This is a genomic window from Gordonia phosphorivorans (assembly GCF_042432625.1).
Taxonomy (GTDB): Bacteria; Actinomycetota; Actinomycetes; order Mycobacteriales; family Mycobacteriaceae; genus Gordonia; species Gordonia phosphorivorans.
In genome coordinates this window covers 468,651-493,062 of sequence record NZ_JBHLWV010000020.1, presented here as the reverse complement: position 1 = coordinate 493,062, position 24,412 = coordinate 468,651, and the positions used below count along the sequence as shown (strand labels likewise).

Sequence of the window (24,412 nt, the reverse complement as noted above, 5' to 3'; positions counted from 1 at the left end):
GGCTGCGCGCTCGGCTCGCCGGGTCTCAGACGCCGGCCGGGACCCGTTTCGCCCCCGGACGACAAGTCCGGCAGGTCTTGGCTCGACGGGCGGCCGACCAGGAGGCGCCGCACTGCTCGCAGACGCAGGCGACACCGCTCGGCTGCATGCTCCGCACGGTGAGTGCGGCACCGCGCTCCAGCGCGGTGAGGAAGGCGTCGGCGTCGGCGATATGCGTGCCGTAGCGATGGGCGGCCTTGGCCTTACCGGACAGCGACGAGGAGTCCGCGGCGACCAACAGGTCGCAGTTCTTCTTGGTCACCGACTCCACCGGCGCCAATCCCGCTGCGGCGGCGAGTGTGTGCAGCGCGTCGCGATCGACCGAGGTTCCGCGCGCGTCGGTCACTTCACCGGTGAAGCACACCTGAAGCCCGGCGGTCAGCGGCAGTTCGTGCTCGGTGAATCGGTACGGATTGGTGCGCGCGGTGACTGTCTCCGGTGGCAGATCCAGGAGGGCGGCCACGCGCAGCAAGCGGTCGAGTTCCTCGTCGGTGATGACGCCGTCGTCCAGGGCGGCCTCGAGGAGGTCGTGCAGGAAGCCTCGGTGGGCGCGGTCGACGTCGGCGGGGGACAGGCCGAACTGTGCGGCGAGGTCGGCCAGTTCGGCGCGTTCGTGCTCGGTGAGAACCAAGTCGGCCAGGGCCTGCGCCAGGAGCATCGAATACGGCGCGACATCGGGTTCGGGGTGGGAGTTGCCCGCCAATTCGACCAGGTAGGGCGGGGTCACGTGCACGCTCTGGCCGTGGGCGCGGGTGCTGGTGCGCACCGAGGACGGGGCGCGTACCCCGGTGCGGGTGGGCCGACCCGGGCCGGTGAAGTCCGCGGAGACCCGCACGAGCAGTTCGGCGGTGGCCCGCGCATCGTTGAGGGCGCAGTGGGCGTCGTCGAGCACGACGCCGTGGATACCGCACGCGACGGCGAGCTTGTGGCGCGTCACCGTCAGGGTGTCCAGGTGCCGGCCCCAGTCGACCTCGATGCCGCTGCGGGAGAGCTCAGCGTCGAGCATCCGGGTGTCGAACGGGGCGTTGTGTGCGGCGATGATCGCGCCGTCCATCCGGCTGGCCACGGCCGCGGCGATCTCGGAGAACGAGGGGGCGTCCGCCAGCATCGTTGCCGTCAGGCCGTGGATCCACGTGGCGCCGACGTCACGGTGCGGGTTGACCATCGTGGTGAATTCGTCGACGACGGTGCCCTGGGAGTCCAGGGTGATCATCGCGATCTCGACGATCCGGTCCGCCCGACTCAATCCCGTGGTCTCGACGTCGATCACCACGATCGCCGGAGCCGACTCGAGCAGTGGAGCCAGACGCCCGCTCGTGGAGGGTGAGGTCGGGGCCGCGGCGTCGTGCTTGTGGCCCGTCCACTGCCGGCCGTCGAACCATCGCTTCTCGGCCTCCCGCCACGGATCCGGATACCAGCCGGACTGGTAGCTCAATGTGGCCGTCCACTCGGTGCCGTCATACCAACGCAGCGGTGCTTGCCGCCAAGGATCCTCGTACCAACCGGGCTGTGCCGCCACTGCTTCCTCCGTGCTCGCCATCGAATCGATGGTCAAGATAGCCGGTACCGGTGACAGCGCGGGCGAACCGGTCGGGGAGTTCAGTCGTTCGGACGGCCTGCCGGGCCGGGCCGTGTTTAGGGTGGACCTGTCAGCGCCGGTGCCCCGCGGTGCGATCGGAGGTGAGCGATGAGCTCGGTGTTCCGTGCCCTCTGGCACCTGCCGGACCCGTCCGACGACAGCGAGCAGCGCTGGGATCGGGAGGTTCGCGACGGCGAGACGGTGGCGCAGCGCCTCGATCGCGACTGGTCGGTACTGGTGCAGGAGTTGCGCGTGCTGCAGACCGGTGTGCAGGTTCTCGCCGGTTTCCTGCTGATCGTGCCGTTCCAATCGCATTTCGACGTGCTCGACGGTCCCGAGGTGGTGGTGTACCTGTTCACCGTGGCGTTCGCGGTCGCTGCGGTGGCCTTCCTGCTGGCGCCGATCGCCATGCACCGCGTGCTCTTCCGGCGGCACGAGATGCGGACCATCGTGGTCACCACCCACCGTGAGGCCGTGGTGGGACTGCTGTGCCTGGCGCTGGCGCTGGCGGGGTCCGCGGCGATCGTGGTGCTGGCGACGACCGACTCGGCGTGGGGTGCGGGCCTGGCTGCTGGTGGCCTGGGCCTGCTCCTGGCCTGGCTGTGGGTGTGGGTGCCGTTGCGCTCGCTCGCCCGGATCCGGGCGAGCGGCGAGGGCGCGTGACCGACTATCGGGCCTGGCTGGAGTACTCGGCGTTCGGCCGCATGTCCACGGCGCTGGCCACCCGATTGGTCATGTTGTAGAAGGCCGCGGTGGAGGCGATGTCCCAGATGTCCCGGTCGGTGAAACCCACCTCGCGCAGGCTCTGGCGGTCCGATTCCTCCATCTTGGCCGGGCTTTCGGTGAGCTTCTCGGAGAACTCGAGCATTGCACGCTGGCGGTCGTCGAGATCGGCGACGCGGAAGTTCATCACCAATTGCTCGCCGAGTTCGGGATTGCCGGAAAGGGTACGCACGGCGGCGCCGTGTGCGGTGAGGCAGTAATAGCACTTGTTGATCGACGACACCACGACGCCGATCATTTCCCGTTCGAGTTTGGACAGTCCGGAATCGCCGAGCATGAGGTCGTTGTACATGCCGGTGAAGGCGGCGAGTTTGGCTTCGTCGAAGGTGTACGCCTGCAGGACGTTCGGCACCATTCCGAGCTTCTCCCGGCACACCTGGAAATAGCGCTGGGTGGATTCGCTCAGTTCCTGGGCGGGTAGGTCCAGAGCAGTGATCTTCTCCGACACGGTGTTCCTCTCCTCGTGGCCGTCGACGTGTGGGGATGGGGAGGACGACCCGCCCACACCGTAGCGGGCCGAGCGCTTACTCGGCGCGCTTTCCGGTAAGTGCGCCGAGGACCAGGTGGAGTGCGAAGGTGGTGGACAGGGTGCGCACCATGGTGCGGTCGCCGGGAAAGGTGCGAGTCACGGTCCGGGTGGGCCGTCCGTCGATCGCCAAGCCGAAGCAGACGGTGCCCACCGGTTTGCCGGGGACGGCGCCGCCGGGTCCGGCGATGCCGGTGGTGGAGACGGCGATGTCGGCGCCGGTGGTCGCGCGGGCGCCCTCGGCCATCGCCGCGGCCACCGGCTCACTGACCGCGCCGAGGCGCTCGATCAGTTCGGCGGGCACGCCCAGCACGTCGGTCTTGACCTCGTTGGAGTAGGAGACGACGCCGCCGAGCATGAACGCGGAGGAGCCGGGGCGGTCGGTGAGGCGGGCGGCCACCAGGCCACCGGTGCACGATTCGGCCGTCGCGATGGTCCGATCCGACAGGGCCGCGGCCAGCACGTCGTCGAGGCGGGCGCCGTCGACGGAGAAGATCTGGTCGGCATGCTCGCGCTGCAACAGTGCGACGAGCGCCTCGTAGGCGGGGTCGGCAGAGCTCGGATAGCGGGTGTCGATCTCGATCTCGCCGACCCGCATGCAGGTCGTCACCTCGAGCGCGGCGAAGTCGGGCAGATCCGCTTCCGCGCGCCGCAGGGTGCGGGCGAGGTCGGCCTCGGACAGGCCGTAGGCGCGGATCGTGCGATGCTGCACGTCGTCGCCGCGGGCCAGGACGGCGGCGATCGCCGGTACGGTGACGGCCGACGGCCACATCGCCTGCAGCTCGCGCGGAGGGCCGGGCAGGATCAGGATGGCGGGGCGGTGCTGGTCGGCCGGTATCGCGACGCCGGGCGCGGTGCCGGTCGGCGGAATCGGGGTGGCGCCGACCGGCACCAGGGCCTGTTTGGCGATGGCAGCGGTCAGGGCGGGGGAGAGCTCGTGGTCGTCGGCGAAGCGTCGCCAGTTCCGAATGATCGCGGTGATGTCGGCTTCGAGCGCACGGTCGAGAACCAGCGCTCGGCCGCAGAAGTCGGCCACGGTGGGCACGGTGAGGTCGTCGGCGGTCGGCCCGAGGCCCCCGGTGGTGACGATCAGGTCGACGCCCTCCTCGGTGAGGAAGCGCAGTTGGGCGGCCATGTCGTCGGGGCGGTCGCCGCAGACGGTCACGTGCGCCACCTCGAGCCCGGCCTCCAGCAGGCGGGCGGCCACCCACGGCCCGTTCTGATCGGTGATCTGGCCGTGGAGGACTTCGGTTCCGGTGACGATGATGCCTACGCGCACGCTCACGCCGTCGAGCTTAACGCCGATCACCCCGGGCCCACCGGGCCGCTCAGCTCGTCACCCAGTCGACCACTTCGGTCAGCGGGGCACGGTCGGTGCGGTAGCCGTTGATCGGATGCTCGTGGTCGGGGTAGCCGAAGGAGATGCCGCACACGATGGTGCGGTCCTCGCTCAGACCCAGTTCGCGGCGCAGCACCCCGGGGTAGAGCGCGAGCGCCGCCTGCGCGATGGTCGCGACGCCCTCGGTGGCGGCGGCGGTCAGGAAGTTGGCCACGTATCCGCCGCAGTCGACCGCGCCGTAGGCGCCGAGGGCTTCGTCGGAGTGGATGATCGCCACGTGCGGGGCCCCGAAGAATCGGAAGTTCTCCAGCATCTGGCTCTGCCTTCGGGCGTGGTCGTCGCGCGCGATGCCGACGGCGTCGTAGAGCTGGAAGCCGGAGGCGCGGCGTCGGTCGCGGTGCTCGTTGCGGTACTCTCGCGGGAAGTCGATGTCGGCGCGATCGGTGTGACCGGTGGAGGCCGCCTCGTACATCGCAGCCCGGAGTCGTTCGGTGCCCGCGCCGGTGGTCACGGCCACCTTCCACGACTGGCTGTTGCACCAGGACGCGGTGCGCTGGGCGGTGGTGAGGATCGACTCGATGGTGGCGGTGGGCACCTGCTCGTCGCGGTAGGCGCGGCAGCTGTACCGCGACGCGAGCAGGTCGTCGAAGGACTGGTTCATGCGGCCAGTATGGCTGGCGCTAAGAATCGTCGGCCGCCCGGATCAGTGCGCGGATCTGGTCGGCCTCGATCTCGATGCCGGGGAAGGAGGGGAGCCGTCCGATCGGGAACGATCCCAGGATCTGCGCGATCATCGGATCCTCCAGGAAGCCCGCCGCGCCCGGCCCCATGGCCGCCAGCTGTTCGGCGACGATCGCGCCAGCGACCGGGTGCGCCATCACCTCGCCGACCGAGGAGTCCATGGTCAATGGCAGGTGCAGTGGGTCACCGGCGACGTCGACGGTCGTGGTCTGCGGCAGATCGCGGCTCGACGATCCGATGTCGATCCGGTAGGTGCCGCCCTCGACGACGAAGCGGTCGGCTCGGACATCCCAGTAGGCGAGGTCGTCGCGGCGGATGGTCAGCGGCACGTCGCGCGTTTGACCCGCTGGAATCTCCACTGAGGCAAAGGATTTCAGTTCCCTGGGGGCGCGGTCGACGATCGAGGAGTCGTGCCTGAGGTAGACCTGCACTACCTCCCGGCCGTCGCGTGGGCCGACGTTCGTCACCGGGACCGAGATCCGCATGTCGCCGGCGTCGTCGATGTGCGCGGTCACGGGACCATAGGAGAACCGGGTGTAGGAGAGCCCATGGCCGAAGGGGTAGGCGACGGCCATCCGGCGAGTGTCGTACCAGCGGTAGCCGACGTAGATGCCCTCGCCGTACCGGACATGTCCCAGTGCTCCCGGGAAGCTGCCGAAGGCCGGGGTGTCCTCCAGTCGCAGCGGGATCGTCTCGGTGAGCCGCGCGGACGGATTCACCGCGCCGGTGAGCACGTCCACGGTGGCGCTGCCGCCGGCCTGGCCGAGGAGCCAGGCCTCCACGATCGCCGGGACGCGATCGGCGAACGGGAGGGTCACCACCGCGCCGTTGGACAGCACCACCACCACGTTCGGGTTCACCGCGAGGATGCCGTCGAGCAGATCCAGTTGTGCCGCAGGCAGATTCAGGTGCGTGCGGTCGAAGCCTTCGGATTCCTCCGCTGCGGGCAACCCGAGGAAGAGCACCACGACGTCCTGCTCGCCGGCCAGCGCGACCGCGTCCTCGCGCAGCGTCGCGGTGTCGGATCCGTCGAAGGTGAAGCCGGCGGCGAAGCGCACCCGGTCGCCGAGTTGCGCGACGAACTCGTCGAGCGCGGTGTCGATCCGGGTGGGTTTGATGTGCGAGGACCCGCCGCCCTGGAACCGCGGCGTGCGGGCGAACTCGCCGATCACGGCAATCGAGGCTGCGGGGGAGAGCGGGAGGAGGTCGGCGTCGTTCTTGAGCAGGACGATGCTGCGGCCGGCCGCCTCGCGGGCCAGGGCATGGTGGGCGTCGACGTCCAACGGCCCCTCGACGGGCGGGCGCTGCTGCGACTTGGCCACCAGGTCGAGGTTCCGCACGGCGGCGACGTCGAGCACCGCCGGCTCCAGGGTGCCGTCGGCGACGGCCGCGGCGATCTGGGCATCGGTGGCCCCACCGCTGCCGGGCATCTCCAGGTCGAGCCCGGCGGCCAGCGCGGCCACGCGATCGTTCACCGCGCCCCAGTCCGAGACCACCAGGCCCTCGAATCCCCAGGCGGTGCGCAGCAGGTCGGTGAGCAGCCACGGATCCTCGGAGGCGTAGACGCCGTTGATCCGGTTGTACGAGCACATCACCGTCCACGGCTGCGACCGCGTGACCACGTGGGCGAAGGCCCGCAGATAGATCTCGTGGAGCGGGCGCGGGTCGACGTCGGCCGACACCCGCATCCGGTCCGTCTCCTGATTGTTCACGGCGAAGTGCTTGAGCGAGGCGCCCACGCCGCGCGACTGGATCCCGTCGACCACGGCCCGACCCATCTCGCCGGCGACGACGGGATCTTCGGAGAAGTACTCGAAGTTGCGCCCGCACAGGGGCGAGCGTTTGATGTTGATGCCCGGGCCCAGCACCACGGCGACCTCCTCGATCGCCGCCTCGGTGCCGATGGCCCGCCCCACGCGCTCGGCAAGCTCCGGATCGAAGCTGCTGCCCAGCCCCACGGCGGGCGGGAAGCAGGTGGCCGGCACGCTGTCGTTGAGGCCGAGGTGGTCTCCGGCGCCGGCCTGCTTGCGCAGTCCGTGCGGGCCGTCGGTAACCATGATCGACGGAACACCCACCCGCTCAATGGCTTTCGTGTGCCAGAAGTCGGCCCCGCTGGTGATCGAGGCCTTCTCCTCGACGGTGAGTTCTTCGATCAGCCGGCGGGTGGAGTGGGGCATGGCGGCGTCCTTCGCGTCAGGGGAGCAGTGGCCGGACAGACGCGTACGCGTCGGGTTCCTCGCGGACGGGCAGGTCGTAGACGCGGGAGAGATGCGAGGGCGCCGCATCGCGCGGCCACCCCGGGTCGCCGTCGACGATGAAGGCTGCGGCCGCCGAGTGCACCCGATCGGCCAGCGCCTGCGGGGGATCGGCGCCGGTGAGGGGCTCGAGCGACGGGCCGTCGAGCACATCGAAGAAGAACGGCACATCGATGCAGTGGCCGGCGAAGCCGAATTTGCCTGAGGGCCAAGAGAAGCGGAAGGTCCACGTGGGCGCCGCACCTCGCGCCGCCACGATCGTCGGTACCGCCGCTCGGAACATCTTGTCGGAGATCAGTCGTCCGGCGAGGCGTCCCTTGCCCTTGGCCGCCACGTCCCGATTGGCATCCAGGTAGCGCAGTCGGGCGCCCTTCGGTACGCCGAGAAGGCGCAGCAGCAGGCGCGTGGGAACCAGCCGAAGCACGTTCGTCGCGACCCGGCCGGTGGTCAGCAGCGCGAACTCGTCGTCGGCGGTGCCGAAGACGAGGCTTTTGCCGGCGCCGACACCGAGACGGAACGACTCGGTGCTGGGACGCAGGATCAGGTCGCCGTCGATCACCGGGCTCACCGCCATCCGCCCGCTCAGTGCGTTGCGGATCATGCCGAGGTTGATCGACGTCGCCTTCTTCTGCAGCTCGAGGATCTGTTGTTCGGACAGCGATCGCCAGCCCGACACGGTGGGGGCGACGGTGGCGCGCTCGGCCATCGCACGAGCGAACTGTTCGGCGTCGGCCGACGTGCCTTCGGCGATGAAGCCGGACATCGCGTACGCCCCGTGGAAGAGGTGTTGCGCCGCTTCCATCCCGAGCAGCGTCAGGACCGCGCCGCCGCCGGCCGACTGTCCGGCGATCGTGACTCGGGAGGGGTCGCCACCGAAGGCGGCGATGTTGCGCTGCACCCACTCGAGGGCGAGCAGCCAATCGCGGACGCCGCGGTTGGACGGCGCCCCGTCGATCCAGCCGAAGCCGTCGAAACCGAGACGGTAGGAGATGGTCACGGTCACGATGCCGTCGCGGTTGAAGTTGCGGCCGTCGTACCACGGGCTGGCCGGCGAGCCGGCGAAGAAGCCGCCGCCGTGAATCCACACCATCACCGGCAGCCCTCCGCCGTCAGCGGGAGTCGGGTCGGGGGTGAAGACGTTGACGTTGAGGGTCGAGTCCCCGGGAATCGAGGGTTCCGGGATCAGCACGATCCCGTCGGTGGCTCGCTGCGCGGTGGCTCCGTACTCGGCGGCGTCCAGGACTCCGTCCCACGGCGCCTTCGGGACCGGCGCGGCGAAGCGCCGCTCGCCGATCGGTGGTTCGGCGAAGGGGATGCCGAGGAACGCGGCGGATCGGGGGCGCCCGTGGTCGCCCGTGGTGGGGCGCCAGCGGCCGCGGACCAGGCCGGTGTCGATACGGACCAGCGGGTGGGCGGCGGCCGGATCGTCGTGCGCCTGCGCGGATGCCATGCCCGGACTCTACCCAGCGGAAGGGTTCACCTATTGCATTCGCGAGCGTATTCTGGGTTGCCCGAGGTGAGAGGCACAAAATGATGTCAAAGCACGCCTATCGGACAATTGCTAGAACCACGGCCGTCGCCGTGTCGATCTCCGTCGCCGCCGTGCTGGGTGTGGCCGGAACTGCCGGGGCCGACGTGAAGCCCGGCGCCTACACGTCGATCACCGAGTCGTCGGGAGTGGTGCTGCTGCAACGCACCGGGTACGTGCGCAGCGGCGAGTTGGTGCTCATCGGGCGCTATCGGATCCATCCGACGCGCACCGGCGGCTACGCGGATGTGTTTCCCGGCCACCGCGTGTTCATGAATCGCGACGGTCATGGCGGGTACACCGGTCCGGCCTACTTCAACGGTGTTCGGATCGGGACGTTCATCCTGAAGCCGCAGCGCTAGCTGCGGTTTATCGGATCTGAGAACCGTTGCGGCGGTGGCGATGTGGTCGTGCGACGGATGCGATAGCAAACTTCCTACTGGTAGGTAGGGTGTTCGTTGAAATTCACCTGAGCGCAACCGCCTATTATTGACGCCCATGAGCATGACTTCAGGCGCCCCCGGTATCGCCGATCGCATCCGGAACGCGACATTGGCACAGCGGGTCACGTCCGCGGCCGAGGCCGTGAAGTACATCGAACCCGGCGACACCGTGGCCATCAGTGGCTTCGCCAGCGGCGGTACACCCAAGGTGTCGATCCCGGCGCTGGCCGATCGCATTCGCGAGGTGCGAGCGGGCGGCTCGGACTTCACCATCAACCTCCTCACCGGGGCATCGGTGTCGACTGAGACCGAGCAGCTGCTGTCCGAGGTGGAGGGCATCGCACTGCGCATGCCGTACCAGTCCGAGCCCACCGCGCGCAGCCGGATCAACAACGGTCAGATGGACTACGTCGACATCCATCTGTCGCATGTCGCGCAGCAGGTGTGGCAGGGGTACTACGGCCATGTCGACGTCGCCATCGTCGAGGTCGCCGGGATCACCGAGAACGGGGAGCTGATTCCGTCCGCCTCGATCGGCAACAACAAGACGTGGCTCGACGTGGCCGACAAGATCATCCTCGAGGTGAACTCGTGGGTGCCCGCGGAGCTGGAGGGCATTCACGACGTCTACTACGGCACCGCGCTGCCGCCGAACCGCAAGCCCATCCAGATCACCCGCGCCGACGATCGCATCGGCCAGCCCACCTACCGGGTGGATCCGGCGAAGGTCGTCGCCGTGATCGAGACCCATGCGCGGGATGCGGCCAGTCCGCTCACCGAGCCGGATGCGGTCAGCCAGGCCATCGCCGGGCACGTCCTGGATTTCTTCGACTACGAGGTCCGCGCCGGCCGCATGCCGGCCGACACGCTGCTGCCGCTGCAGGCCGGTATCGGCAACGTGGCCAACGCGGTGCTCGGCGGCCTTGACCGCGGCGGTTACCAGAACCTGACCTGCTACTCCGAGGTGCTGCAGGACAGCATGCTGGCGCTGATCAAGGACGGCACCGTCGCGCACGCGTCGTCGACGTCGTTGGCGCTGAGTGAGGCCGGTATCGAGGAGTTCGTCGCGAACATCGACGTCTACCGCAACCACATCACGTTGCGGCCGCAGGAGATCAGCAACCACCCCGAGGTGGTGCGTCGCCTCGGCGTGATCGCGATGAACGGCATGCTCGAAGCCGACATCTACGGCAACGTGAACTCCACGCACGTCATGGGCACCAAGATCATGAACGGCATCGGCGGCTCCGGCGACTTCACCCGCAACGGCTACGTGTCGATGTTCCTGAGCCCGTCCACCGCGCGTAACGGCGCCATCTCGGCGATCGTGCCGATGGTCCCGCACGTCGATCATTCCGAGCACGACACCCAGGTGATCGTCACCGAGTTCGGCCTGGCCGATCTGCGTGGCCTGTCGCCGCGGCGCCGCGCCCGCGTGATCATCGACAAGTGTGCGCACCCGGACTACCGGCCGCTGCTCAACGACTACCTGGAGCGCGCCGAGGCGCTGCCCGACGCCGGGCAGACCCCGCACATCCTCGGCGAGGCCTTCAGCTTCCATCAGCGCTTCCAGGAGACCGGCTCGATGCGCGGCTGACGATAGTCACGCCTCTCGTCTTGAATGTTCCTGGTTGTGCTCTTATGGGTGGGTGCGATTACAGCCGTGCGAAGACCCCGCAGCCTGCGGCCTGGATCGTCGACTCCGACGAGCCGTGGCAAAATTTGGCTAGATTCGGGCCGGCGGGGTTCGAGGCCTACGCACGTCTGCGGTTTATGCCAGATCCCGACGATGGAATGGACGTCGAGGATGAGGTGGCCGGACCATCGACCGATCAGGCCAAGGTCGGCAGGCTCTGCGAGCTGATGCGCCCTGCAACGACCACTCCGGATGACTGCTACTTTGCGATCTGGGACGGCTGGCCGGACACTTTGTCAAGTCACGGGTTTGATGGAGACCGATCAGTTGTTCTGTAGGGCGGGTTGAGGGATGGGTTCGCCGGTGTTCGCGACGGTCCAGTAGGCGGCTTCGTACTCGGCGGGCGGGACGTGACCGAGAGCGCCGTGGAGGCGCTGATGGTTGTACCAAGCGACCCATTCGGCGGTGGCGTACTCCACCGCGGCGGCGTCAGTCCACGTCTGCCGGTAGATCAGTTCGTGTTTGTACAGCGAGTTCAGGGCTTCGGCCATGGCGTTGTCGTAGGAGTCCCCGCGTGAGCCGACCGAGGTGACTGCGAGGGAGCGGTCGAGTTCCTCGGTGTAGCGGATCGCCCGGTACTGCACGCCTCGGTCGGAGTGGTGGATCAGACCGGCAAGGTCTTGCCCGTGGCGGCGGCGCTGCCAGATCGCCATCGCGAGCGCGTCCAGAGCCAGGTCGGCGAACATGCGGGTCGAGGACTGCCAGCCGACGATCATCCGGGAGTACACGTCCAGGATGAATGCGACGTACACCCAGCCCGCGGTGGTACGGACGTAGGTGATGTCGGCGACCCACAGCCGGTTCGGCGCGTGTGCGGTGAAATCACGGTCGACCAGATCGGCGGGCCGGCCGGTCTCGGGCGTCGGCCGGGTCGTGCGCGGGAACTTGCCCCGCACGACACCGCGAATGCCCAGGTCACGGCACAATCGTTCGACCGCGCACTGGGCGACATCGATGCCGTTGCGCCGCAGGTCGGCATGGATCTTGCGTATCCCGTACACCTGCTTGGAGGCGTCGTACGAGGCCATGATCTCGGCTTTCAGTTCCTCATCACGCAATTGCCGCTGTGACGGCAGCCGATGGCGGGCGGCGTAATAGGTCGAGGGGCGGTCTTGCAGCCGTGCTCGGTCAGCACAGTGCAGATCGGCTCGATTCCCCATCGATCCTTGTGGTCGTCGATGAACGCGACGATCACCGATGTGGGCGGTCGAGCTCCGCCGCGAAGAAAGCCGACGCCGCTTTCAGGATGTCGTTCGCGCGCCGCAGCTCGCGGTTCTCCTTCTCCAACTGGCGGACTCGCTCGATGTCGGAGACGGTGGCCACTCCGGGGATCTCGGCCTGGCCAGACTCCACGCGCTTGACCCAGGTCCGCAGAGCTTCGGGGTGCACGTCGAGTTGCTCAGCGATCCGCCGGATCGCGCCGACACGGGTCTCGGGGTCCTTCCGGGCGTCGATGGCCATACGCGTGGCACGGTCACGAAGCTCTTGCGGGTACTTCGATGGACGAGGCATGAGAGTGATTGTTCCTTCCGGGTTACTCACTCTCCATCAAACCCATGACACTTCACTTCGGCGATTTTGAAACAAAGCGCGCGTATACACATTCCCAACCGGACCTATTATCTTCTGCGCGGCCCCGTGGCCGACTTTGGGCAATGGGGCTTACCGGAATCTGGGTACAACCCGGCAGCGTTTGTTTGGCCGGAAGACCGGGCTTGGTGCATTGCCTCAGACGTTGACGACCACGGGGCGATCATTGGTGCCAATGCGGAGACAATCGGCCGACTATTGGCCCGAACCGACCTGGATATCGTCACCGCCGACCCCGCGCGTGGCGCCGCCGCCCAATACGCCGTTCCCAAGAGATACGTGCCTTGCCTCGAAACTAAGATCGCTGCTACCAGCGATTGATGACGCGGGCGCCCAGGACTGCTGGAGCTCGCGGCGGCTAACGCCGGCGCTCGTCCAGGCGTAGCCCAACTGGTAACGAGACGTGTTGAAGTAGGGCGGGTTGCCGAGACGGCAGGCCTCGATGATGACCTGACGACACAAGGGGCAAACCTAAATCATACCTATTCGTCACTGTGACGATACGCCTAGGGTTTTGAGGGCCTGAGGGCCGAGAATCGGTTCGGAGTCTCACTTGATGCAAGCGATAGGTTGCGGTTGCGGTTGCGGTTGGCCGACCGTCGCGGAATCGCAGGAGGCGACGCCTTGTCCAATGGCAGCCATCACGATGAAGAACTGTGTCCCTGTGGATGGCAACTCGCCAAACTTGATGACGGTTCGCAGAGGGGGCGGCGGCTAACGCCAGCGTTGGTCCAGGCATAGCTCAACTGCCGATAAGATACATTACGTTAAGTAGACGGTGTGCTGCTTCAGATCACTCACTGCCCTCTCTACTGGCCGTACGTGTAACGAAGGTTGGCATTGATCAGAGTGCCGATCCGCTGGCACAGGTGGCGAAGCTGCCGGTCGTCCGGACCTGGTGCCTGCGCCAGCAGCGTCCAGCGCACGCTGGCGCCGTTGCCTGCCGGGTGGAGATCAAAGGCGACCTGGATATCGGCTCTCTTAGTCCACAGCGACGACCAGATCACCCGTGTGGGTCGCTCGGAATGGAGAATGGTCGGCGCGACCTCGTCGTCGAGAAGGTGTAGCCACGGGCGTGACGGTTGCCGGTTGGGCTCGACCAGATCGTCGTAGACCGCAGACGGCGGTGCCGGCTGGTTTCGCTTCTTCGAAGCAATGACCTCCACGGGGTCGACCCTAGTCGCACTGCGGTCCCTCCGGAATGGACGCCTCGTGACGGTGCCCCGCGGGCACGCGTGTCGGGGTATCTTTGGTTTGCGGGGAAGTTATGGTGACACCCGGTCCGATTATTCAGTGCCATGGAGGGGAATCTGTATGCATTACAGCGCAGGAAACTACGAAGCCTTCGCGCGACCGCGCAAGCCCGAAGGTATCGAGGACAAGACCGCTTGGTTCGTGGGCGCGGGCTTGGCCTCCATGGCCGGTGCAGCGTTCCTGATCCGTGACGGCCAGATGGCCGGCGACAAGATCACGATCTTCGAGGAACTGGATCTGCCCGGCGGAGCCCTGGACGGTATCAAGGAGCCGAAGAAGGGTTTCGTGATCCGCGGCGGCCGTGAGATGGAGAACCACTTCGAGTGCCTCTGGGACCTCTACCGCTCGATACCCTCGATCGAGATCGACGGGGCCAGCGTGCTCGACGAGTTCTTCTGGCTCAACAACGACGATCCCAACTATTCGCTGCAGCGCGTCACGATGGACCAGGGTCAGGACGCGCACACCGACTTCAAGTTCGCGCTCACCGACAAGGCGCAGAAAGACTTGCTGAAGATCTTCCTCGCCACGCGCGAGGAGATGGAGAACAAGCGCATCGACGAGGTGATGAGCGAGGAGTTCCTGGAGGGCAACTTCTGGCTGTACTGGCGCACCATGTTCGCCTTCGAGAACTGGCACAGCGCCCTCGAATTCAAGCTCTACCTGCACCGTTTCATTCACCACATCAAGGGTCTGCCCGACCTGTCGGCACTGAAGTTCACCAAGTACAACCAGTACGAGTCGCTTGTCCTGCCGCTCTACCGCTGGCTGCTCGACCAGGGTGTCACCTTCCGGTTCTCCACCACCGTGACCGACGTGGACTTCCAGATCGACGAGACGCGCAAACAGGCCGTCGCGATCCACTGGACGCACGACGGGAACGACGGCGTCACCCGGCTCGCCGAGAACGACCTGCTGTTCATGACCATCGGATCGCTCACCGAGAACTCCGACGAGGGCGATCACCACACCCCCGCCAAGCTCAACACCGGGCCGGCGCCGGCGTGGGACCTGTGGCGGTCGGTCGCCGCCAAGGATCCGGCGTTCGGTCGGCCCGACGTGTTCGCCGGCGACATCGACTCCACCAAATGGGAGTCGTGCACGGTCACCACGCTGGACAAGCGCATCCCGGAGTACATCCAGAAGGTCTGCAAGCGTGACCCGTTCAGCGGCAAGGTGGTCACCGGCGGCATCGTGACCGCCAAGGACTCGAGCTGGCTGCTCAGCTGGACCGTGAACCGGCAGCCGCACTTCAAGCAGCAGCCCGACGACCAGATCGTGGTGTGGGTTTACGCGCTCTTCTCCGACGTGGAGGGCGACTACGTCAAGAAGTCGATCTCCGAATGCACGGGTGAGGAGATCACCCGGGAATGGCTCTACCACATGGGCGTTCCGACCGATCAGATCGACGAGCTCGCGGCCACCGGCGCGAAGGCCGTGCCGTGCATGATGCCCTACGTGACCGCGTTCTTCATGCCGCGGCAGGCCGGCGACCGGCCCGATGTGGTTCCGGCCGGATCGGTGAACTTCGCCTTCATCGGACAGTTCTCCGAAAGTCCGTCGCGCGACTGCATCTTCACCACCGAGTACTCGGTCCGCACCCCGATGGAGGCCGTCTACACGTTGCTCGACCTCGAACGCGGAGTGCCCGAGGTGTACGGCTCGACCTACGACGTGCGGGAACTGCTCAATGCGACGGCACGACTGCGCGACGGTGCCGAGACCGAACTGCCGGGCCCGCACTTCCTGCGCGAGAAGCTGTACGGCAAGTTGCAGGACAACGAAGTGGGCAAGCTGCTTGCCGAGTACAAGATCATCGCGGAGCCGTGAGTCGCTGAGACTCTGACGGTGCTGCTTCGTCGTGCCGATCGAATGCTCCCAGGAGCGTCGGCACGACGAAGCGGTCGATGTAGGCGAGTTCGGCCGCCTCGTCGGGCTCGGGCACGGTGATCAGGCCGACGATGGTGCGGGCCAGCCAGCGCGCAGTCGCCGCGGTGTCCGGCGAGCCCTCGCCGTCGGCCAGGAATCCGTCCAACGCGGCGGCGATCGCACCGTGTGAGATCGCGATCCGCGCCGGCAGACCGGCCTCCAGTCGAAACCACGGCCCGAGCGTCGGGTCCTCTCGGACCGCGGCCAAGGTGTGGACCACGCTCATTCGGACCTGCTCGCGTCGCGGCCGCAGGTCGGCGGTCTTGGCGGCCACCGAGCCGACGATTCTTGCGGTGACCAGTGCGATGTAGTCGCTGAGCAGCTCGTCGCGGGACGGGTAATACCGATACAGGGTGGCGCGCGAGCACTGCGCGGCCGCCGCGATGTCGGCCATCGTGACGTCCTCGACGCCGGCCGTCGCGAACAGCCCTTCGGCGGCGTCGAGGATCCGCGCTGCGGCCAGTCGGCGGCGCTGGTCGGTGAGCCAATCGCTAGGCACGCGCGCCCAATCGCATGGGCACCACGGTGGGTCGGCGGACGTAGTTGCCTGCGGCGTACTCTATCCCGTCGACGTCGACCTCGAACTCCGGGTACGCGGCCAGCAGCTCTTCCAACGCGACCCGAGCCTGCATGCGTGCGGCGGCCGCGCCGAGGCAGTGGTGATTGCCCTTGCTGAAGGACATGATCTGCGTCGGTGCCCGACGGATGTCGAGCTTGGCGGCGTCGTCGCCCCAGCGCCGTTCATCCCGATTGGCCGAGGCGTACAGCAGCAGCGCCTTCTTGCCGCGCGGGATGGTGGTGTCGCCGATGGTGATGTCTCGGCTGGTCGAGCGTGCCAAACCCTGCACGGGCGAGGTCAAGCGCAGGAACTCCTCGATCGCGTCCGGGAGCAGCTCGGGATCGTCGATCAGTTCTCGTCGCTGGTCGGGATGGGTGCTCAAGAGTGCGGCGGCTCCCCCGAGCATGCCGGTGGTGGTGTCGTTGCCGCCGGCGACCATCGTGAAGGTGAACGCCAGGATCGACAGCAGGCCGCCGGGGTTGTCCGGATCGTCGGCCAGCCCGGCCGCCACCAGATGCGAGACCGTGTCGTCGGCCGGGTACTTCTTGCGGAACTCGATCAACGTGCTGAAATAGGCGAGCATCTCCCCGACCGCCTGCCCCGCACTGACCATGGCTCCGGCGAGGTCTCCGCCCGGGTTGGCGCCGACCACGGCTTCGGTCCAGCGGTCGAACTGGCGGCGGTCGCTCTCCGGTACGCCGAGATAGTGGGCGACGACCATCGACGGCAGCGGCTTGAAAAGGTGCTCCACCATGTTCAGCTCGCCGGCGCCGTCGACCGCGCTCAGTTGTTCGCGCACGAAGCCCCGAACCGTCGGTTCCACCTCGCGGACCTGCTTCGGGGTGAATCCGCGGGAGACCAGCTTCCGGAAGTCGAGGTGTTCGGGTGGATCGAGCATCACCATCGGCGGATTGTCCGCCATCCCGATGGCTTCGAGCTCCCCGTAGGTCACCGTCAGTCCCCCGCCGGAGATGAAATCGGCCGCGTTGGTGGCCGCCGCGGTCACATCGTCGTACCGGCTCAACACGTAGAAGTCGGTCTCACTCCCCTCCTCGCCGACGTGGTGCACGGGCGAATGGTCGCGCAGCCAGGAGTAGCTGCCGAACGGGTCGCGCCACGACGGTCCGGACCGCAGAACAAAGCCCGGCTCCGGGTAAGACAAACTGGCATTCATGTCTCAACTCTGAGTCGGATACTCCTTCGTGTCAAGGGCTGGGTCGCGGACTAATCGAAACCCTGGTGCCGAGCCGCCTCGATCTGCTCCTTGACCTCGCGGTAGCCCGCCACGCGCGCGATCACGCGGTCGGCCGCCGAGTCGCCGCCGGTGACCGGTGGCGACGCATCGGCGCCGTACAGCATGCCGTGCAACTCCCCGTGCAGTTCGGCGCGTTGGGCGTCGGTGACGGCATCGTCGCGTTCCTGCTGGAGGGACTGATCGATCAGGTCGGCCTCGGCCGCGCACCGGGAGATCAGGTCTACGCGTCGGTCGGCGTTGGTCTCCAGCGTTTTCGCCGCGGCGTTGGCATCCGCCAAGAGCCGACGGTCGTCGTCGTTCGGCCGCGGCAACGCGCCCAGGTCCGTGGCCTTCTGCCGCAACGCATGCGCACGGGCGAACGAGTCGGTGATGCCGGCGAGGTCTCCGGAGAAGTCGACGTCACCGAGCCAGCCGGACTGCGCGGCTTCCGAGGCGCCGACCCGCTCGGCCGCGGCCGCCGCGGCGTCGATCCTCGCAATGGCGCGATGGCCGAGGGTGTCGAGTCGGTGCTGCTGGGCGTCCGCGGCCTCCTGCTCCCGTTGGCGTTGACGGGCGTTCTTGATCGAGGTGGCGGCGGTGACGATGCCCCAGGTGACCAGGACGACGGCGAGGATGGCGACGACCACTTGCCAGAACTGAATGATGCCGCCGACGATGAGGAGGACGGCGATGGCCGTGAAGCAGCCCTCGTTGGACTCTGCTGGTTTTTTGGCCATCGGCGTGTGCCCCCCTGTGCGGGTCGCGCGTACCCCTATCGCGACCGGTGTCCGCACACTACGTCGGCCCACCGACAACGAGGCCCGGTCGCACGCGGCGACCGGGCCTCGGAGGGTGTTGCGCGGGTCAGTCGGTCTTGACGACCTTGCCGTTGACGGTGACGGTCACCGTGTCGTCGGCCGAGTTCCAGGTGATCGTGCCGTTCTCGAAGGTCGACTTCTTGATGTCGCCCTCGGTGGTCTCGTCGCTGGTCGCGGCGCCGAGCGGGCCGTCCGAGCCCTCCTCGCCGTCGTCCGACGGTTCGCCCTGGGCGTCGCGCTCGACGTTCCACGCATCGCGAATCTTGCCCCAGGTGATGTAGGCGGGGGTGCCGGCGTCACCGTTACGGGCGGTGATGACGCCGCCGTCGAACTGCTGGTACACCACGCCGCTGTCACTGGTTCCGGAGGCGTCGTCGCCGGTGAGCGGCTGCCCGAGGTCGGTCTTCTGCGCCTCGGAGGCGGCGCTGTACTTCGCGGCGATCGGGCCGGTCAGGGTCACCGTGGATCCGTCGGCGGCCTTCAGTTCCACCTTGCCGGCGTCGGCTCCATCGTCGACAGCCGAGGAAGCTGCGGAGGCGACGACAGACGTGGTGGAGGCGGTCAGCTCCTTGCTGTTGTCGCTGCTGCAACCGGCGGCGACCAAGGTGACGGCGGCCAAGCCCGCGATGATGCCGGCTGTCTTGCGGTGCACGATCTTCTTCATGAGTTCTCCTGACGATGATCACTGTGTTGCCGACCGCCCGATGTGTGCGGCCGCAAACGACGCTATCGGCCCGGCGTGGATAAGTGAACGATATTGCCCATCGAACACTTGAACTATGGGAGGTGCGGGCGTAAAATCGAACACAGAAGCGAATTGATCAGTGATTGTCTCGCACAACGGGGGTGGACGATGCGTTCACGAGAATCGACACGGGAGCACGTGACGGTGCCGTGGTGCGACATCCCGCAGCCGGTCCCGTCTCCCTGGGTGTTCGCAGACCTGGCGCCGCTGGGATTGGTAGATCCCGATCCGCTGCTGTCGGAGGCCGATCAGGTGAACGGTCAGCTCGACTTGCTGGTGAAGATCGCGCACGGGGAGAGTTTTCTCGCCTATCGGCGACTGCGCGCGGTATGGGACATCGTCGAACTCGTTCTTCTCGAAACCGGTGAAGAACTGGTCCGTTCGCAGGAATACGACCTGCTCGATCCCTATCGGCAGTCGGCCGCGCGTGTGGCGACCGCCCTCGGGATCTCCCGGATCGCCTCCGAACAGCTGGTGGCCCGAGCGGACGCGGCATTCAGCCGGTTGCCCACCCTCATGGCGCAACTGCGCGACGGCCAGATCACCCCGATGATGTTCGACACCGCCGCCCGGCGCACCGAGTTCGTCAGCTCCGAGCACATCGAGGAAGTCGACTACACCGTCGCGGAAGCAATCGCGGGTGCCGGCGCGCTGTCGCGGGTTCGCACCGAGAACATCGTCGATCGGGTGATCCACCAGATCGACCCGGACGCCGCACGCTACCGCCGGGAGCAGGCCGAGCGACGAAAGAACGTTCAGGTCAAGCCACTCGAGGACGGCCTCGCCAGCATTCTGGTGATCGCCTCCGCCGAAGACGCGGCGCTGGCGATGGGTGCGGTCGACGCCCTGGTGGATGCGTGCTGCGACCGCGACCCGCGGTCCAAGCGGGCCCTCCGCGCGGCAGCCGCGATCGCTCGGCTGCGCGGTGTTCCGTTCACCTGCGCGTGCGACCGTGACGACTGCACCGCGACCCTCACCGACGAGGGACTGTCGAGTCAGCAGGCCAAGATCGTGCTGTATGCGATCTGCGACTCGCGCACCCTTGCCGGCGGTGATGAGCCCGGCTATCTCGACGGCCACGGCGTGATCTCCGCGGACCATGTCCGCGATCTCGCTCAGCGGGAAGAAACCACTGTGCGTCCGCTCGATCTCGCTGACCTCAGCCCGGAACCGGTCGACGACACCGTTCGAGATTCGTCGACCGAGATCGCTCGGACCAGTCTGCCGAGCGACCCGTACCGACCTACCGCCGCGACCGCCGCGATCGCACGATTCCTGTTCGGGACCTGCACCACGGTGGGCTGCACGCGGCCCGCGTGGCGCTGCGACCTAGACCATGTCGAAGAGTTCAACCAACTCTGCCCGGAGCAGGGCGGACCTACTTGCGTTTGCAATCTGAATCCCAAGTGCCGCTGGCATCACCTGCTGAAAACCCACGGCCGAACCAAGATCGTCGACGGCAGTGTGGGCGCCGAAGCAGGGTGGCGCGTGGAATCGTGGTGGCTCGACGACCAGTTCGTCGACGAGAACGGTGACTACTGGACCTCCACCACCACGCCCGAGGGATACACGGTCTCTCAGAAGGCCCTCAACCAGTGGCTGTTCCCCGGTCTCCGCCGACTCCGCTGCCGGCACCTCGCCGACGGCGCGCGTACGTCGACGCCGAGTACCGAGCGCGGCCCGGTCCGGGCCCGGACACGCACCGAAGCAAAGCACGCGTGGCGCAAGGCGCGCCGAGCACGGAACCGCCGACTCGACGAGTACGACGCGGTCCACAATCCCCCGCCGTTCTGACCGACCCTAGGATCTCGACATGGGCCTCTATCTCGCGCCGGACGGGCAGCCGCGGTGCGGCTGGGCCGGCGACGGGCCGCTGATGCTCGCCTATCACGACACCGAATGGGGATTCCCGGTGGTCGACGACCGCCGCCTGTTCGAGAAGGTCAGCCTCGAAGGCTTCCAATCCGGACTCAGTTGGCGGACCATCCTGACCAAACGGCCGGCGTTCCGCGAGGTCTTCGACGATTTCGAGCCCGCGCGCGTCGCCGCGTTCACCGACGACGACGTCGACCGCCTGCTCACCGATGCCCGCATCATCCGCCACCGGGGCAAGATCGAAGCGGTCGTCAACAACGCGGCCCGTGCCCTGGAACTGGTCGACGAGGCGGGCAGCCTGTCGGACTACTTCTGGAGCTGGGAGCCGCCGGCCGGGGAGATCGCGACCCCGGCGACGCTGACCACGTCCCCGTCGGCGATCGCCATGGCCAAGGATCTGAAGAAACGCGGCTGGCGGTTCGTCGGACCCACGACGGCGTTCGCGTTCATGCAGGCGATGGGCCTGGTGAACGACCACGCGATGGGGTGTTGCACCCGCTCAGCGGTCGAGGCGGCCCGCACCGGGCTATGAAAGACTGGACACACGTGACCAGACGCGGACGGGGAGAGACTTGCTCGGCATCATTCTATTGATCATCGGTGGAGTCGGCCTTCTCCTGACGCTGCTGTCGCTGGTGGGTGCCGAGATCGGCAGCTTCGATGTGGACCTGGGCGACTCGGGAGTCGGCTGCACCTCGATTCTCATGCCCTTCGTCACCGGCTTCGGGCTGCTGGCCGGCGGCCTCATCGTGTTCGCCGACGTCAACGTCGCCGGTGCGCTGGTGTCCGGAGCCCTCGCGGGCCTGGCCCTGGCGCTGGCCGCCGGGGTCACCGCGCGGTGGCTGTGGCGATCCGGTGAGGAACTCCCCGATGTGGATGTGATCGGCAGTTCCGCACGCATCGTCGAGCCGGTCACCGCGGGACGGTTCGGCACCGGCGAGGTGTCCACCCCACTCGGCGACCAGCAGATCACCGTCACCGCCGACCGCGACTTCGCCCACAACGAGCGGGTACGGGTCGTCGCCAAGCTCGACGACCGCGACGCCTATCTCGTGGAACAACTCCCCTATTCCGACCTCGATTAAGGAACCGCTCCACACATGTCTTCGATATTGATCGCAGTAGTTGTCGTCGTTGTCCTGCTCGTCCTGATCGTCCTGCTGCTGCTGTCGCGCTATCGCGTGCCCGGCGCCGAGGAGGCGTTCATCGTCACCGGCACCGGCAAGGGCCACCAGGGCAAGGTCTATCGCGGTACCGGCACCTTCGTGCTGCCGGTGGTTCAGCGCGCCACCCGCGTCCAGCTGTCGTCCATCAAGGCCGACCTGGACACCTCGACGCCCGCCAACGACGGCATCGAGCTCAAGGTGCGCGGTGTCGCGGTGGTGAAGGTGGGCGACACGCCCGAAGCCATCTTGAAGGCCGGCCCGCGTTTCGGCGACGACCTCAACCGGGTCAAGGCCCTGGTGACCGAGCAGCTGTCCGGTGAGCTGCGCTCCATCGTCGGCACCATGACCGCCAAGAGCATCCTGGTGGACCGCCAGGCGCTGGTCGATCAGGTGGCACAGTCGATCAAGGAGATCCTGGGCAACCAGGGGCTGCTGCTGGACAGCTTCTCCATCAACGACGTCCAGGACTCCGACGGCCAGTACTTCAGCGACCTCGCCGCCAAGGAACGCTCCGACCAGGCGGCCATCGCGGCCCAGTCGCGTGCCGAAGCGCACCGCGTCGCCGAGCAGAGCCGAATCGCCAACGAGCAGGCCATCATCGAGCAGCAACGTGAGCTCGACATCGAGCGCGAGCAGGCGCGTCAGGCCACCGACCGGGCCGCCGCCGAGGCCGATTCCGTGCGCCCGCTGGTCGAGGCCGAGCGGCGTCGCATCCAGGTGGAGAAGGACAACGAGGTGGCCGAGCAGTCCGCGCGTCTGCGCGACACGCAGCTCGACGCCGAGGTCCGTCGTCCCGCCGAGGCCGAGCTCTACGCGGCGCAGCGGCGGGCCGAAGCCCGCAAGGCCGAGATCGTCGCCGAGGCCGCGGCCCGCGCCGAAGGCATCCGCATCACCGGTGAAGCCGAAGCGGAGGCGCTGGAGAAGCGCGCCGCCGCGCTCGGCAAGCTCGACTCGGTGGGTCAGCTCGAACTGGTCCTGGGCCAGCTGCCGGCCATCGTGGCGGCCGCGGCCGAGCCGATGCGCGATGCGTCGATCACCCTGGTGGGCGACGGCGTGGATCCGCTGGCGCGCAGCGTCGGCACCGGGCTGGCCAGCAGCCTGGAACTGATCCGCGGTACCACCGGGATCGACGTCGCCGAGCTGCTGAACCAGCTGGGAACCAAGGGCGCCGACGCATGAGCCTGGACAGCCCCCTGTCGTTCGCCCACGGACCGCAGTGGCGCAACCGGATGATCCTGGCGCCGTTGACCAACCTGCAGAGCGGCGACGACGGGGTGCTGTCCGACGACGAGTACCGGTGGCTGGTGCGCCGCGGCGACGGCGGTTTCGGGATGGTGATGACGTGCGCGGCCTATGTCCGCGACGACGGCCACACCTTCACCGGTCAGCTCGGCGTCGCCGGTCCCGCCCACCTGCCCGGGCTGCGTCGCCTCGCCGCCGGATTGGCCGCCACCGGTGCGGTCAGCACGCTGCAACTGCAGCACGGCGGCCGTCGCGGCGACCGTGCCCTGACCTCGCGGCTGGTGGCGCCCTGGGACGACCCGGACAAGGGCGCGACCGCGCTCACCACCGAGGGCGTCGAGCGGGTGATCGCCGACTTCGCCGCCTCGGCGGCACTGGTCGAGGAGGCCGGTTTCGACGGCGTCGAGATCCACGGCGCCCACGGCTACCTGCTGTCCCAGTTCCTCGATGTGCGCTCCAACCAGCGCACCGATCGCTACGGCGGCAGCACCGAGAACCGGTTCCGCGTGATCCACGAGACCGTGGCGGCCGTACGCGCCGCCACCGGGCCGGACTTCCAGGTGGGTCTGCGCCTGTCGCCGGAACGCTACGGCGTTCCGCTGGTGGAGGGCCGCGCGTTGATCGCCGAGGTGCTGGCCGAAGGCGCGATCGACTATCTCGACCTGTCCCTGTGGGATGCGTTCAAACAGCCCTACGAGGCCGAGCATCACGGAAAGTCCCTGCTGGATCACTTCACCGATCTGCCGCGCGGGCAGGTGCGCCTCGGTGCGGCGGGCAAGATCCTGTCCGCGGCGCAGGCGGCCGAGGTCCTCGAACGCGGCGCAGATTTCGCGGTGATCGGGACCGGCGCCATCATCCACCACGACTTCGCCCGCCGGGCGGCCGGCGACCTCGGCTTCGTCGCCGAGCCGCAACCCTTCCCGGCGCAGCGTCTGCGCGACGAGTCGGTGGGACCGGCGTTCCTGGAGTATCTGTCGACCAACTGGGACGACTTCGTTCTCGCCGACTGACCGGCCGACGGATCCGTTGACGGTCCGTTGAGAATTCGGTGATCCGGTATTGACCGACGCG

At 67.6% G+C, this 24,412-nt stretch carries 20 protein-coding genes, 1 pseudogene and 1 other annotated feature; of the genes and pseudogenes, 9 read left to right on the top strand and 12 right to left on the bottom strand.

Annotated features, from left to right (window positions below; translation table 11 throughout):
- Positions 1–25: 25 nt before the first annotated feature.
- A complete protein-coding gene (locus ACFFJD_RS11550) occupies positions 26–1,579 on the bottom strand; it encodes an exonuclease domain-containing protein (protein ID WP_382364215.1) in 1,554 nt (517 codons plus the stop codon).
- Positions 1,580–1,726: 147 nt separating this feature from the next.
- On the opposite strand from ACFFJD_RS11550, the gene ACFFJD_RS11545 reads away from it, so the two are divergent.
- Entirely contained in the window at positions 1,727–2,281 is a 555-nt protein-coding gene (locus tag ACFFJD_RS11545; protein ID WP_382364213.1) for a DUF6328 family protein, read from the top strand.
- 4 nt (positions 2,282–2,285) lie between these two features.
- On the opposite strand, the gene ACFFJD_RS11540 is transcribed toward ACFFJD_RS11545, so the two are convergent.
- The 5 genes from ACFFJD_RS11540 to ACFFJD_RS11520 all read right to left on the bottom strand — a co-directional run bounded on the left by ACFFJD_RS11540 (position 2,286) and on the right by ACFFJD_RS11520 (position 8,712).
- Positions 2,286–2,849, bottom strand: coding sequence for a peroxidase-related enzyme (locus tag ACFFJD_RS11540; protein WP_382364211.1), 564 nt, complete (start codon positions 2,847–2,849; stop codon positions 2,286–2,288).
- Between the two features lie 76 nt (positions 2,850–2,925).
- Positions 2,926–4,212: a competence/damage-inducible protein A gene (locus ACFFJD_RS11535; protein WP_382364209.1), complete on the bottom strand. Its 1,287-nt coding sequence runs from the start codon at positions 4,210–4,212 to the stop codon at positions 2,926–2,928.
- A 43-nt stretch (positions 4,213–4,255) separates the two neighbouring features.
- A complete protein-coding gene (locus ACFFJD_RS11530; protein WP_382364207.1) occupies positions 4,256–4,927 on the bottom strand; it encodes a nitroreductase in 672 nt (223 codons plus the stop codon).
- Between the two features lie 19 nt (positions 4,928–4,946).
- The gene (locus ACFFJD_RS11525; protein ID WP_382364205.1) at positions 4,947–7,184 is read right to left on the bottom strand and encodes a glycoside hydrolase family 3 C-terminal domain-containing protein; all 2,238 of its coding nucleotides are present in this window, start codon (positions 7,182–7,184) and stop codon (positions 4,947–4,949) included.
- A 16-nt stretch (positions 7,185–7,200) separates the two neighbouring features.
- Positions 7,201–8,712 (bottom strand): carboxylesterase/lipase family protein, encoded by a 1,512-nt coding sequence (locus ACFFJD_RS11520; RefSeq protein WP_382364203.1) that lies wholly within the window; start codon positions 8,710–8,712, stop codon positions 7,201–7,203.
- 80 nt (positions 8,713–8,792) lie between these two features.
- Between ACFFJD_RS11520 and ACFFJD_RS11515 the strand changes: the two genes are divergently transcribed.
- On the top strand, positions 8,793–9,152 hold the full coding sequence (locus tag ACFFJD_RS11515; protein WP_382364201.1) for a hypothetical protein: 360 nt from the start codon (positions 8,793–8,795) through the stop codon (positions 9,150–9,152).
- Positions 9,153–9,288: 136 nt separating this feature from the next.
- Positions 9,289–10,830 carry a succinyl-CoA:acetate CoA-transferase ScpC gene (gene scpC, locus ACFFJD_RS11510; protein WP_382364199.1) on the top strand — a complete coding sequence of 514 codons (1,542 nt, stop codon included), beginning with the start codon at positions 9,289–9,291 and terminating at the stop codon, positions 10,828–10,830.
- A 362-nt stretch (positions 10,831–11,192) separates the two neighbouring features.
- Here the strand turns inward: scpC and ACFFJD_RS11505 are convergent.
- Together ACFFJD_RS11505 and ACFFJD_RS11500 are read right to left on the bottom strand one after the other, a co-directional pair.
- Positions 11,193–12,441 (bottom strand): annotated as a pseudogene (locus ACFFJD_RS11505) (IS3 family transposase).
- Positions 12,034–12,160 (bottom strand) — a sequence feature (AL1L pseudoknot). Its footprint overlaps the pseudogene before it by 127 nt.
- A gap of 887 nt (positions 12,442–13,328) precedes the next feature.
- Positions 13,329–13,685 (bottom strand): hypothetical protein, encoded by a 357-nt coding sequence (locus ACFFJD_RS11500; RefSeq protein WP_382364197.1) that lies wholly within the window; start codon positions 13,683–13,685, stop codon positions 13,329–13,331.
- 148 nt (positions 13,686–13,833) lie between these two features.
- On the opposite strand from ACFFJD_RS11500, the gene ACFFJD_RS11495 reads away from it, so the two are divergent.
- On the top strand, positions 13,834–15,603 hold the full coding sequence (locus ACFFJD_RS11495; protein WP_382364195.1) for an oleate hydratase: 1,770 nt from the start codon (positions 13,834–13,836) through the stop codon (positions 15,601–15,603).
- Here ACFFJD_RS11495 and ACFFJD_RS11490 read toward each other — a convergent pair.
- The 4 genes from ACFFJD_RS11490 to ACFFJD_RS11475 all read right to left on the bottom strand — a co-directional run bounded on the left by ACFFJD_RS11490 (position 15,587) and on the right by ACFFJD_RS11475 (position 18,977).
- Complete coding sequence (locus ACFFJD_RS11490; RefSeq protein ID WP_382364193.1) at positions 15,587–16,201, bottom strand: TetR/AcrR family transcriptional regulator; 615 nt, start codon at positions 16,199–16,201, stop codon at positions 15,587–15,589. The genes ACFFJD_RS11495 and ACFFJD_RS11490 overlap by 17 nt on opposite strands.
- Positions 16,194–17,435 carry a cytochrome P450 gene (locus ACFFJD_RS11485; protein ID WP_382364191.1) on the bottom strand — a complete coding sequence of 414 codons (1,242 nt, stop codon included), beginning with the start codon at positions 17,433–17,435 and terminating at the stop codon, positions 16,194–16,196. Before ACFFJD_RS11485 ends, ACFFJD_RS11490 begins: the two co-directional genes overlap by 8 nt.
- A 50-nt stretch (positions 17,436–17,485) precedes the next feature.
- A complete protein-coding gene (locus tag ACFFJD_RS11480) occupies positions 17,486–18,232 on the bottom strand; it encodes a hypothetical protein (protein ID WP_382364189.1) in 747 nt (248 codons plus the stop codon).
- Positions 18,233–18,359: 127 nt separating this feature from the next.
- Positions 18,360–18,977, bottom strand: coding sequence for an LGFP repeat-containing protein (locus tag ACFFJD_RS11475; RefSeq protein ID WP_382364187.1), 618 nt, complete (start codon positions 18,975–18,977; stop codon positions 18,360–18,362).
- 189 nt (positions 18,978–19,166) lie between these two features.
- On the opposite strand from ACFFJD_RS11475, the gene ACFFJD_RS11470 reads away from it, so the two are divergent.
- From ACFFJD_RS11470 to ACFFJD_RS11450, 5 genes are read left to right on the top strand one after another with little or no spacing between them, the layout of a single operon-like run.
- Positions 19,167–20,852 (top strand): DUF222 domain-containing protein, encoded by a 1,686-nt coding sequence (locus ACFFJD_RS11470; protein ID WP_382364185.1) that lies wholly within the window; start codon positions 19,167–19,169, stop codon positions 20,850–20,852.
- 19 nt (positions 20,853–20,871) lie between these two features.
- Positions 20,872–21,465, top strand: coding sequence for a DNA-3-methyladenine glycosylase I (locus tag ACFFJD_RS11465; protein WP_382364183.1), 594 nt, complete (start codon positions 20,872–20,874; stop codon positions 21,463–21,465).
- A 40-nt stretch (positions 21,466–21,505) separates the two neighbouring features.
- A complete protein-coding gene (locus ACFFJD_RS11460) occupies positions 21,506–22,018 on the top strand; it encodes a hypothetical protein (RefSeq protein WP_382364181.1) in 513 nt (170 codons plus the stop codon).
- Between the two features lie 15 nt (positions 22,019–22,033).
- Positions 22,034–23,278 (top strand): flotillin family protein, encoded by a 1,245-nt coding sequence (locus ACFFJD_RS11455; RefSeq protein WP_382364179.1) that lies wholly within the window; start codon positions 22,034–22,036, stop codon positions 23,276–23,278.
- Complete coding sequence (locus ACFFJD_RS11450; protein WP_382364177.1) at positions 23,275–24,351, top strand: NADH:flavin oxidoreductase; 1,077 nt, start codon at positions 23,275–23,277, stop codon at positions 24,349–24,351. The genes ACFFJD_RS11455 and ACFFJD_RS11450 overlap by 4 nt, the downstream gene beginning before the upstream one ends.
- Positions 24,352–24,412: the final 61 nt, after the last annotated feature.

Excerpts from the sequence above, each read along its gene's own strand:
- ACFFJD_RS11550 (WP_382364215.1), bottom strand. The coding sequence starts at position 1,579 with ATGGCGAGCACGGAGGAAGCAGTGGCGGCACAGCCCGGTTGGTACGAG.
- ACFFJD_RS11545 (WP_382364213.1), top strand. The coding sequence starts at position 1,727 with ATGAGCTCGGTGTTCCGTGCCCTCTGGCACCTGCCGGACCCGTCCGAC.
- ACFFJD_RS11530 (WP_382364207.1), bottom strand. The coding sequence starts at position 4,927 with ATGAACCAGTCCTTCGACGACCTGCTCGCGTCGCGGTACAGCTGCCGC.
- ACFFJD_RS11525 (WP_382364205.1), bottom strand. The coding sequence starts at position 7,184 with ATGCCCCACTCCACCCGCCGGCTGATCGAAGAACTCACCGTCGAGGAG.
- ACFFJD_RS11520 (WP_382364203.1), bottom strand. The coding sequence starts at position 8,712 with ATGGCATCCGCGCAGGCGCACGACGATCCGGCCGCCGCCCACCCGCTG.
- ACFFJD_RS11515 (WP_382364201.1), top strand. The coding sequence starts at position 8,793 with ATGATGTCAAAGCACGCCTATCGGACAATTGCTAGAACCACGGCCGTC.
- scpC (WP_382364199.1), top strand. The coding sequence starts at position 9,289 with ATGAGCATGACTTCAGGCGCCCCCGGTATCGCCGATCGCATCCGGAAC.
- ACFFJD_RS11495 (WP_382364195.1), top strand. The coding sequence starts at position 13,834 with ATGCATTACAGCGCAGGAAACTACGAAGCCTTCGCGCGACCGCGCAAG.
- ACFFJD_RS11485 (WP_382364191.1), bottom strand. The coding sequence starts at position 17,435 with ATGAATGCCAGTTTGTCTTACCCGGAGCCGGGCTTTGTTCTGCGGTCC.
- ACFFJD_RS11480 (WP_382364189.1), bottom strand. The coding sequence starts at position 18,232 with ATGGCCAAAAAACCAGCAGAGTCCAACGAGGGCTGCTTCACGGCCATC.
- ACFFJD_RS11475 (WP_382364187.1), bottom strand. The coding sequence starts at position 18,977 with ATGAAGAAGATCGTGCACCGCAAGACAGCCGGCATCATCGCGGGCTTG.
- ACFFJD_RS11470 (WP_382364185.1), top strand. The coding sequence starts at position 19,167 with ATGCGTTCACGAGAATCGACACGGGAGCACGTGACGGTGCCGTGGTGC.
- ACFFJD_RS11465 (WP_382364183.1), top strand. The coding sequence starts at position 20,872 with ATGGGCCTCTATCTCGCGCCGGACGGGCAGCCGCGGTGCGGCTGGGCC.
- ACFFJD_RS11455 (WP_382364179.1), top strand. The coding sequence starts at position 22,034 with ATGTCTTCGATATTGATCGCAGTAGTTGTCGTCGTTGTCCTGCTCGTC.
- ACFFJD_RS11450 (WP_382364177.1), top strand. The coding sequence starts at position 23,275 with ATGAGCCTGGACAGCCCCCTGTCGTTCGCCCACGGACCGCAGTGGCGC.